At 47.7% G+C, this 1,155-nt stretch carries 1 protein-coding gene and 1 pseudogene; one reads left to right on the plus strand and one right to left on the minus strand.

The genetic code is table 11. The features are described 5' to 3' along the window. The coding region (lptG, locus tag R7E00_RS24515; protein WP_318124825.1) for an LPS export ABC transporter permease LptG at positions 1 to 1,009 on the plus strand (1,009 nt) is incomplete at its 5' end. 49 nt (positions 1,010 to 1,058) lie between these two features. On the opposite strand, the pseudogene R7E00_RS24520 reads toward lptG, so the two are convergent. Continuing rightward, positions 1,059 to 1,155, minus strand: a pseudogene (locus R7E00_RS24520) (RDD family protein); the annotation flags it as partial.

Genomic DNA, 1,155 nt, shown 5'->3' on the forward strand with positions numbered 1-1,155 from the left:
ATCAACGTTTGTTGGCCTATCGGGTATCATCAAATACGTGGAACAGCTACGAAAAGTGGGGCGTGGTGTGTATGACCTGACGCACGCTTTGTATTTCGTTTTGTTGAGCGTGCCTCGTGACGTTGAAATGTTTTTCCCAATGGCAGCATTGCTGGGTGCGCTGATTGGTTTGGGTATGCTGGCGTCGAGCTCTGAGCTTGTGGTCATGCAAGCGGCGGGTTTCTCCAAGCTGGATATCGGTTTGTCCGTGCTAAAAACGGCCGTTCCATTGATGCTTATCGTGATGACTTTAGGCCAATGGGGGGCACCAGAAGCTCAGAAAATGGCGCGTGATTTGCGATCTTTTGCATTGTCTGGCGGCAGCATCGTTTCGGTTCGTGCTGGGGTTTGGGCTCGTGATGCCAACGACTTCATCTTCATCGGTAAAGTGGAAGATGACAAGTTGTATGCGTTGAACATGTGGCGCTTTGATGATGACAAGAACTTAGAAAAAGTTATCTTCGCTGAAGAAGTGGATTACCAACAAGATAACAATTGGTTGATGCGTGACGTGAAAATCACCAACATGCAAGACGAAAACGTGATTTCCAAACAAGAGATGGATCAAATGGAATGGCACACGTCGTTGGCTCCTGACAAGCTAGCCGTGGTGACAGTAAAACCAGAAGAGCTCTCTCTGAGCGGCTTATATGATTACGTGACGTATTTGAAAGCATCAGAGCAAGATGCTTCACGTTACGAACTCGCATTTTGGCGTAAGCTGACGCAGCCTTTGTCGATTGCCGTAATGATGTTGATGGCATTGTCTTTCGTCTTTGGTCCGCTGCGAAGCGTAACAATGGGGGCGAGAGTTTTATCTGGCGTTGTGGCTGGTTTCACTTTCTATATCTCCAGCGAGTTCTTCGGGCCATTGACTCTGGTGTATGGCATACCGCCGATATTTGGTGCCTTAGCCCCGAGCTTAGCGTTTTTGGCGATTGCGGTGGCGTTGCTGAGAAGAAAGCTATAATCAAAGAAAAAGGAAGGCGCTATGCCTTCCTTTTTTGTTTCTAGGCGATTTATTTTGCTTTTGGCAAAACCACCAGTTCAGTTTTTGCCCAGATATCGTGGAAACCACGTTTTTGCGGGTCAATTGGCACGGTTAAGTTCGCGAGA

It is taken from the genome of Vibrio sp. Vb1755 (assembly GCF_033338635.1).
GTDB classification, from domain to species: domain Bacteria; phylum Pseudomonadota; class Gammaproteobacteria; order Enterobacterales; family Vibrionaceae; genus Vibrio; species Vibrio alginolyticus.